Source organism: Microcystis sp. M165S2 (assembly GCF_020245885.1).
In the GTDB taxonomy this organism is placed as follows: Bacteria; Cyanobacteriota; Cyanobacteriia; order Cyanobacteriales; family Microcystaceae; genus Microcystis.
The window spans coordinates 1-8,397 of record NZ_JADBTZ010000274.1; the positions used below are offsets into that span (position 1 = coordinate 1).

Annotated in this window: 12 protein-coding genes and 3 pseudogenes; 10 read left to right on the forward strand and 5 right to left on the reverse strand. The window is 43.9% G+C overall.

What is annotated here, in order from left to right; translation table 11 throughout:
* Positions 1–133 precede the first annotated feature (133 nt).
* The 9 genes and pseudogenes from IM479_RS13660 to dcm (IM479_RS13700) form a co-directional block, all read left to right on the forward strand.
* A pseudogene (locus IM479_RS13660) lies at positions 134–247 on the forward strand (type II toxin-antitoxin system HicB family antitoxin); the annotation flags it as partial.
* 20 nt (positions 248–267) lie between these two features.
* A complete protein-coding gene (locus tag IM479_RS13665) occupies positions 268–603 on the forward strand; it encodes a PIN domain-containing protein (RefSeq protein WP_287078195.1) in 336 nt (111 codons plus the stop codon).
* A complete protein-coding gene (locus IM479_RS13670) occupies positions 600–764 on the forward strand; it encodes a hypothetical protein (RefSeq protein WP_287684694.1) in 165 nt (54 codons plus the stop codon). The genes IM479_RS13665 and IM479_RS13670 overlap by 4 nt, the downstream gene beginning before the upstream one ends.
* 2 nt (positions 765–766) lie before the next feature.
* Entirely contained in the window at positions 767–925 is a 159-nt protein-coding gene (locus tag IM479_RS13675) for a type II toxin-antitoxin system HicB family antitoxin (protein WP_287684695.1), read from the forward strand.
* On the forward strand, positions 922–1,143 hold the full coding sequence (locus IM479_RS13680; RefSeq protein ID WP_287684696.1) for a DUF2283 domain-containing protein: 222 nt from the start codon (positions 922–924) through the stop codon (positions 1,141–1,143). Before IM479_RS13675 ends, IM479_RS13680 begins: the two co-directional genes overlap by 4 nt.
* A 157-nt stretch (positions 1,144–1,300) precedes the next feature.
* Positions 1,301–1,555 (forward strand): hypothetical protein, encoded by a 255-nt coding sequence (locus tag IM479_RS13685; protein WP_287684697.1) that lies wholly within the window; start codon positions 1,301–1,303, stop codon positions 1,553–1,555.
* 32 nt (positions 1,556–1,587) lie between these two features.
* A complete protein-coding gene (locus IM479_RS13690; RefSeq protein ID WP_287684698.1) occupies positions 1,588–1,815 on the forward strand; it encodes a DUF6883 domain-containing protein in 228 nt (75 codons plus the stop codon).
* Between the two features lie 204 nt (positions 1,816–2,019).
* Positions 2,020–2,268 (forward strand): DUF4926 domain-containing protein, encoded by a 249-nt coding sequence (locus tag IM479_RS13695; RefSeq protein ID WP_002789664.1) that lies wholly within the window; start codon positions 2,020–2,022, stop codon positions 2,266–2,268.
* Between the two features lie 46 nt (positions 2,269–2,314).
* A pseudogene (dcm, locus tag IM479_RS13700) lies at positions 2,315–2,837 on the forward strand (DNA (cytosine-5-)-methyltransferase); the annotation flags it as partial.
* Here the strand turns inward: dcm (IM479_RS13700) and IM479_RS13705 are convergent.
* The 5 genes and pseudogenes from IM479_RS13705 to IM479_RS13725 form a co-directional block, all read right to left on the reverse strand.
* Positions 2,802–3,239 carry a pentapeptide repeat-containing protein gene (locus tag IM479_RS13705; RefSeq protein WP_287672605.1) on the reverse strand — a complete coding sequence of 146 codons (438 nt, stop codon included), beginning with the start codon at positions 3,237–3,239 and terminating at the stop codon, positions 2,802–2,804. The pseudogene dcm (IM479_RS13700) and the gene IM479_RS13705 overlap by 36 nt on opposite strands.
* An 86-nt stretch (positions 3,240–3,325) precedes the next feature.
* Positions 3,326–5,011 carry a DUF6345 domain-containing protein gene (locus IM479_RS13710; RefSeq protein WP_287684700.1) on the reverse strand — a complete coding sequence of 562 codons (1,686 nt, stop codon included), beginning with the start codon at positions 5,009–5,011 and terminating at the stop codon, positions 3,326–3,328.
* Between the two features lie 31 nt (positions 5,012–5,042).
* Positions 5,043–6,770, reverse strand: coding sequence for a M6 family metalloprotease domain-containing protein (locus tag IM479_RS13715; protein WP_287684701.1), 1,728 nt, complete (start codon positions 6,768–6,770; stop codon positions 5,043–5,045).
* Positions 6,771–6,908: 138 nt separating this feature from the next.
* The gene (locus tag IM479_RS13720; protein ID WP_286825119.1) at positions 6,909–7,403 is read right to left on the reverse strand and encodes a response regulator transcription factor; all 495 of its coding nucleotides are present in this window, start codon (positions 7,401–7,403) and stop codon (positions 6,909–6,911) included.
* Between the two features lie 425 nt (positions 7,404–7,828).
* Positions 7,829–7,939, reverse strand: a pseudogene (locus tag IM479_RS13725) (IS30 family transposase); the annotation flags it as partial.
* A gap of 113 nt (positions 7,940–8,052) precedes the next feature.
* Between IM479_RS13725 and dcm (IM479_RS13730) the strand changes: the two are divergent.
* The coding region (gene dcm / locus IM479_RS13730; protein ID WP_287684703.1) for a DNA (cytosine-5-)-methyltransferase at positions 8,053–8,397 on the forward strand (345 nt) is incomplete at its 3' end.

The following is an 8,397-nucleotide window of genomic DNA, read 5'->3' on the forward strand; positions in this document are numbered from 1 at the left end:
GTGAAGCACTAGAAGTATTATTAAGCCGAAAAAAAGACGGTTTTAAATATCCCGCACCTCAAACGATGTCCTATAAAGAAATAGAAACGATTTTCAAGGAAAAATTAAATCAAATAATTGAGGAATAGAAATCGTGCGTTACGCGATTATTATCGAAAAAGCTGAAAATAACTATTCTGCTTATGTTCCCGATTTACCTGGTTGTGTTACTACCGGTAAAACCCTAGAGGAAATCGCAGAAAATATGATTTATATATTTCGGATGCTGTGCTTCAAGAACTAACCAACGGAAACTATCCGCGTAAAGCTGAAATTATTCATTTGGTTTCGACGATTCCTTTACTACCGCCGACTTCTGCTCTTGAACAAGTTGTCGAGTTTTATCTTGCCAACTATGTCATGCCAAGGTCTCTTGTGGGCGACGCTCTACATCTTGCCTATGCCAGCTATTTCGACATTCAATATCTCGTTACTTGGAATTGCAACCACCTAGCGAATGCTAACAAACGGAAGCATATTCGCGTTATCAATGCCCGCCTTGGTTTGTCAACACCTGAAATTGTCACACCACTTCAACTATTCAAAGAGGAGAATAACTTATGATCCACTCAGAGATTTTGCAAGAAAAAGATAAAACTCAAACAAGATTATCGGAGGAATGCACGTCTATCCATGACTATTTAGTTAAGTCTCGCATTGCTGCGGAAAAGGCTGCGGAATCCTACGGGTTTACTCTCAAGTATGCTGAAGAAATTCATAAATAATAATGAGACAATTCAAAATCGTCATTGAAAAGCATCCTGAGGGCTACGTCGCCTATCCGATTGGCATAACAGGAGCGGTTGTCGGACAGGGAGAAACCTGTGAGGAAGTCTTAGCAGATGTCAAGTCTGCTCTTGTTTGCTACTTAGAGGAATCGATATGAAAAAGATACACTATAGCCCAGATGTGGATGCTTTATTAATTGAGTTAAACAATAATCCAATTGCTTACGCAGAGGAGGAAGGGAAAACAATATTACATTATTCCAAGGACGATCAGTTAGTTTTAATCGAGATTCTAGATTTTGGTTGTTCTCTATCGGAAGATGCTAGACAAGAACTTGCAAAATCCATATCTTCTCGTGAATCGATTGAAATATAGTTATTAATTAAGTAGGTGGGTGGAATTAAATATAAGATGAACTTAGGTTGGGTTGAAGCATGAAACCCAACTCCCGCATGGGTTACGAAGTGCGCTAACCCATCCTACAAATAATTGTGCCTCCCTACTTAATATCCATCTCACAACAATTTAAATCATGAAAGGTATTCAGTATATTGTCGATGAAACAGGAGAAAAAACAGCAGTTGTTATCGATCTAAAAGAATGGGGTCAACTGTGGAATGAGTTTTATCAAAATTTACTCGATCGCTCTCCCGTAAACGAAGACTGGATAAATCGATCGCCTTTTCGAGAAAAATTAGATCAAGCTCTCCCATGGAATGCTAATCATCCACCGCAGTTATCAGATCTAGAATCCCTAGAGAGCAAACTCGAAAATAATGAGTGCTGAAGAAAAGGCTAGAAAACTAAGTAGATTGAGCGATGCAAATTCCATCTAAAGCAATTATTCCAGAGGATAAACTTACTCGTTATCTTCTCGTATTCAGAGACAAAGATGACAAATCAAAATTTTTAGCACAAGCAGGATTTACTCTCGATAATGCGGCCAGTTTGCAAAAAGCGATTATTCAGCTAATTACCGTAGAAGATGCGATCAAAGATGGTAAAAATGAATACGGTATCTTTTATCGAGTTGAAGGAATGCTATAGCAAAGACCAAGGTGCTTAGGACAATCCATCGCTGAAACCCTGTTCAGATAAGAGTTTGAAAATTGAAAGCGTCCTAAATAACCCATTATTTGCTATAGAAGGAGTTAACGGAATCAATTTAGCAGTGGTTACAATATGGATACTGCGATACATTGACGACTGTTTTCAGTTTGTTACTCTCAAGCCCCGAAAGGATAGATAATTATGGATGTTAGATTATACGATCATGTGGTTCTTTGTCTTGATGTTCCCGAAGACAATCTAAAATCGGGAGATGTGGCAGTATTAGTGGATTTAATCCCCCATCCTAGCAATGGCGAAATGGGAGCAATTTTAGAAGTTTTTAACGCTCTCGGTGAGTCAATTTCAGTAGTTACTGTGCCAATTTCGGCGATTAAACCCCTACAAGCAAATGAAATATTTACCGTCCGCTCTTTAGTGAAAGTTGAGTAATTTAAAATCAAAGAGAATGTCCCTATCGCTGCAATTTTAATCACCGATGAATCTCCTGACAGATAGCAAAAAAATTCGTTTTATTGACCTCTTTTGTGGTTTAGGATGGTTTCGAGTCGCGATTGCACAAGTTTGTCGCCAACAAAACTTAGCATCTGATTGTGTTTTTTCCTGTGATATAGATAAAGATGCTCAGGCAATTTATCACGCTAATTTTGGCGACCAACCCCAGGGAGATATTACCGAAATCGCTGCCCTAGACATTCCCAATCACGATATGTTAATGGCAGGATTTCCTTGTCAACCCTTTAGTATTTGTGGTGATTTAAAGGGATTTGAAGATACCAGAGGCACGCTATTTTTTGAGATTGCCCGTATTTTAAAAGCCAAACAACCCGCAGCATTTATTCTGGAAAATGTCAAGCAATTGTAGGGACATCAACAGGGAAAACCCTGACAAGTTATTCTCGATACTTTGCAAGATTTAGTATTACTATACCGATTATCGGGTTTTGAATGCGCTTAATTTTGGCCTACCGCAAAAAACGGAATCCATCAGGCCATTGGGTTTGAGCATTATAAATAATATCCGTGAGGATGGTATTTTGGAGATTAGCCAGACGCAAATCGGCGCTGCTTAAATCCGCTTGTTGCAAATTGGTTCCTAACAAACTAGCTTGACGGAGAATTGCACCGCTAAGATTGCATTGGCTAAGATTGGCAGTGCCGAGGTTGGCCCCACTAAGGTTAGCTTGACTAAAGTTCGCTTTTGCCGCTTGCACAGACCACAAAATCGCCTTGCTTAAATTGGCACCCCGGAAGTTAACTGATTCTAGATTGGCATAGCTAAAGTCAAATTGACTGAGATTCAGACCAGATAAATCCAAACCTTGTAAATTTTCACCGTTTAAGCCGATCTTTAAGCCAGCATTGATCGCGCTCTCCAGTTGTTGACGGGTGACGCTAGACATTGTGTAGCAAGGAAAAAGTAAAAAAGCCTGTCAAGACGAGCAAGATGCCCGTCTTGACACTAAGTTAAAACTGGATTCGATCGCAGTTAACCAAACAAAGGTACAGTAACCCAATAACGTTTACGATAACCATTGCCAAAGTTAACTTCGATCGCTTTGCGGGCGATCAAAATCGCCTCATCGCCGTCAATATCGTAGCCAATCTCGGTGGAATTGGGTACAGTGGTGAATTCTAGAGGCATTCCACCGCCACCGCGAGCAGACAGGGAAGCCAATTGTCGGCTAAACTCTGCCGCTAGTAACTGCTCATAGTTGCTAGGTTCGGGTGCTAAGACAGGAGCGATATCACCCCGGGGAGGTGGCGCACTGGCAGAGCGTACAGGACGACTACTTAACTGTTCGAGCGAGCGGACTGATGAATGCACATCGGTGACAGTACCATCGTTATCCAGGGCAATTCGCACCGTACCCGCCCCCGGGGTAATCACCGGGACACCATTAATCAACTGTCGGAATTGGACAATCACACCAGTAGTAAACGGTCCGTCCAATTGTCCCGAACCGTTAGCCGTACCGCCGGCTTCGGAAGATAAGATAATTCGATCGAACACCACTGGGACTTCTTGGTCAAGACCGTAACGCCAGACGGCCTCCTGGGCTAAGGTTTGGGCGCTGTCCATAGCCAAGGGGTTGTAATTATAACGGTTAGGAGTTGCCAAACGAACATCAATTGACCCATCACTACCGTAGGCGATGCTTTGTTCCCCCGTCACCAGGCGATAGGAGCCATTTCTGGTACTAGCAACTTCTGAGGGGATTTCCAGGTCAAGACCAAATCGTGCCGCTAGGCTGCGGGCAGCCGGTCGAGTAGCGTCTAGGGGTTGCAAACGACCGACGAGGAGATGCTGGGGTAAGACCAGTTGTGGTTGGCTACTGCGAGCCACATTGTACCATCGCCACCAATACCAAGCATGACTGACCCGTTCGCGAGAAAAATAGCGTTCATTAAAGAGACGATTTTTCGCCTCATCGGCACTGGCACCACAGGCCACCACCGAGGGGGCCTGGTCGTGGGCAATGCGCCAACTAGCATCTAACCAAGCGGTACTTAAAGACTTATTCTTGTTCCATTCTTCCCAGAAAAATTTACCGTAATTGGGATTATCCCAACTAACAGTTTCATAGCCGAAGAGCATTCGCCAACCGCGATTACTACGATCCCAAGTCCGAATCGGGTTGTGACCACCCAGAACCCGCAGGGAAAGACAGGTAGACAGAAAAATGTATCTGACCCGCTCGTTAGCCCAAACTAACTTATCACTGCTAGAGACGATCGTACAACCTTCGTTACCCCACGGTTTGCTCATCGGTAGATAAAACACGCCATTGGCATCCATCCCGCCATGACCAGAGTGATAGAAGGCCATGACCGCATCTACCCCGTAGGTATCTTGCCAATCATCGTAGGGTTCGTAGTAAAGCCAGGGTTGTACGCCACAATCCTGATACCAAAAGTTTAAGGGGGCAAACTTTTTCACATAGTCTAACCAGCCTTGGGCATCTTCATGGGTATAGCGCAGGGTGCCAAAGGAGCAACCACAGCCCACTTCAATACTACAGCCGCCATAGAGATTCGCTCCGCCACGCAGGCCATCTTTGCTATCCTGACCGAGGGGGTTTTCGGCAAAGAGAGGAACGGAGGGAATTTCTGGTGTTTCGGACTCAGGAAGGTTAGCTGCGGGGGGAATTTGAGTCGGTTGTGCTAATGTCATGGTATTTTCCTCGTTAAATCTTGAAAAAGTTTTAAAAAACGTAAATTTCCTGAATCACGTTGTTTTCCAGACGCAGATTGACGGGAAATTTTCTTTCCTTAGCGGCGGACAGCAGGGCAAGCATCCCCAAGAAAACACTGTCACTCTCGGTGGCAATCTTGCGCCAGCCGAGGCCTTCCACATAGGCGGCCGCATTGCGTTCTTGGTTAATCATCCACAAACCGGTAATCTGCTTTTTCTCTAGCCAAGCACTGCCGGGGACAGTGAAGGTCATCGTGGCACCAATGGCAGAAATCTGGGCGATTTTTAGGCCAGAGTTGCTACCATCCCACCATTTGCCAGCAGGACTGGTGCTATCGGAAAACTCGGTTTTATAGGGGGATCGAAATAGGTCGGCGTTATCACCGCCATTGGCATCTTTCTCCAAATCGAAGCGATTATCGGCCTGTTCTAAGGAACATTCGTAGTGTTGGCTAGGAGTCATCTGTTCCTCCTCGTTACCATTCTTCTGTTCGTCCACGTGCCAGATGGCTAGGCCCGCATCAGGGAGGAATGTATCCCGGCCAGTTTTCTGCCGGTTTTCGATGAGGAAATACTCGTTAGCGTTCTTACTGTAGAGGTAAAACTCATTCTTGGCCGCAGGAAGACTGGCGGTAAGACCTGGAGTTATCGCTGTCACTTTGCTGGCCCAACCGGCTTCATTTTTGAGGTAGGCAGAGACTTGTACGGGATTTTTATCATTGCCCCCGTAACACATCAGACAATAATTACCCACTCCTGCCGATTGACCGCCATAATCGTAGAGATCGGGAAAATCGCAAATCATGTGACCATTTTCATGACAGAAGGTACGCAAGGTCAGTTCACTACCCATATTGGTGATTTGGTAGTCGTATAACTTCTTGCCCCCCCCGACATCGTAGGGTGAAGCTAAACTCCAGGAATGAGGCCATAGTCCTTCGGCCCAATTGTTGACCCGCGGTCCGACATAGAAGACATTTAAGGCATAAATTAAACCGTTACTATCACTACTCAGCTGACTAAAGTTAAAGCCTTGGGATTTCAAATAATTGAGGGCTTCTAGAATCAGTTCTCGGGTGCGAGTACCATAGGCGATCGCTGGATCGGTATAATAGGATCGATTATGGGCGGCGGTGTAATATTGGGTGACAACATTGGTATAGGTTAATTTTCCCTGGGAGTTATCGTAGAAATAATCCCGTACTGACCCTTTATTGCCAAATCCGGCGTAACCAGGTAGGTTACAGAAGTTGCTGACTTCCTGTTGGGAAATGCTGGCGGCAACGTCGGGAAACTTAATCAAGATACATAATCCCACATAGTTGCCCACAGTTACTGTTGAAGTTGGTCTGGCATCAGCACTGGTCGTCGCACTGATTCCCTGCAGCTGAGTTTTTTTTTGCTGACGACGGACTTGCCATTGACTGAACCCGTCCTGTAGCATCGGTGCGCTCTGAGCTTGTTGTTTGGCACTCTCGGTCTGGATGCGTAGATGGGGCTGGATGCCGAGGCTTTGGGGTGCTATTTGGCCGACTATCCCATCGGTCGCTATCAGTTGGCTGTTGTCTTCGGAAAGCTGGGCGTAGGTGTAAAAACCATTGTCGGGGTTTTTGACCACGGTATAGCCATCTAGGGTTTCAAAAACAGCATAATACTGGTTTCCCGATCCCCTGACCCTGATAGTGCTGCCGTCGGGATTGGTGAAGGTAAATTCCTCATTCACAAAGGGTGTAGGCATAGATTTGATTCTCCTTGCCAAAGAAATTTTGGCTTTCTCGATAAGAAGCTCTGTTCAAGAACTCAGTACAGGACAATGCACAATTTCAATAATCATCAAATTTTTCTGCGGTGACAATACGATGATCCGCGTAGGGAATTATGAAGATATCGCAGCAATCTGCCCTTTCAGTAGCCCCAACTTTTCGAGGGCAACTATAACCGCTGCCGTCCGAGTTTGTACCCCTAGTTTCTCGTGAATATGTTCTAGATGTTTTCGCACGGTTCCTTCGCTACATCCGATCACTTTTGCTATGGCGGCATTACTTTTATCTTGGGCAATCCAAAATAGCACTTCTGCTTCCCTTTTAGTCAGTCCCAACAATTCTAAGGCCGCAATCGAAAAAGAGGGCAGTTCTTGTTCTTCTAAGAGTAGGAGAAACTGTTCCCCGATCAGAGTGGGAATCAGAAAAATGATTAACTGTCGTCCCTCTTGTTCTAGGCGTAAGGGTGAACAGGAAAAGGCTTGGTCATCCTTGGCAAGGAGTCGGGCAATCGGATGTTTAAACCACTTTTGCAAGGGTTCTGGTAAGGTGTTCGGGGTATGAGAGAGGGAATACTGGTACAGCAATTGTTCAGATCTTTCTGTAAGCATTTGCACGCTTCCAGCTATATCCATGACTATTAAACCTATCTGCTGGCAAAATTGGGGTAATCGTGGCTTTATTGATTTTATTTGATTATATTTGTCTTTATTGTTTTCTGGCTCTCTCTGTGGGCTAGATAGCAAAGCTGCGACACAACGATCGCAACTTACCGAGAGCTTTGGCATCAATCCCATAAATTTCTCCACTATTCAAATAATTATCACAAAATCCGTCTTTCTGCCCTGGTGGTGACGCTCTTATCTCAAGGCCTAGTGCTTGCTCAGAATATCTGTACTTTTAGAAAGCAGCAAATAGGCAACAGAAAATTAGGAAACAAACAAGAAAATATCTATGTCATCAACATTGATCGCAGTGACATAATTCCTTAAAACAGCCCCCTGTTAACGATAATTTCCTTTAATAAAACGCCAATTCAAGTCTGAATTACATCACTGTCTAATCTATCTTCATAGAATACCTCATTCGGGTTACGATAGTCAAGACATTTTCGAGGACGATTGTTAATCAAGTTTACGGCAAACTTGGCTAAAAATACCTCTAAAGTTCGATTTATTCTTTGACGCATCTGTGCTATAAGGCGATAAATTATCCCCATTAATTTAGGATATTATCGAGCTCTTGCTAGGGATATGATTGATGAATTTACTTAAAGATAAGCAGAAAATTCGTTTTATTGACCTCTTTTGTGGTTTAGGAGGGTTTCGAGTCGCAATTGCACAAGTTTGTCGCCAACAAAACTTAGCATCTGATTGTGTCTTTTCCTGTGATATAGATAAAGATGCTCAGGCAATTTATCACGCTAATTTTGGCGACCAACCCCAGGGAGATATTACCGAAATTGCTGCCCTAGACATTCCCAATCATGATATTTTAATGGCAGGATTTCCCTGTCAACCCTTTAGTATTTGTGGCAATTTAAAGGGATTTGAAGATACCAGAGGCACGCTATTTTTTGAGATTGCCCGTATTTTAAAAGCCAAA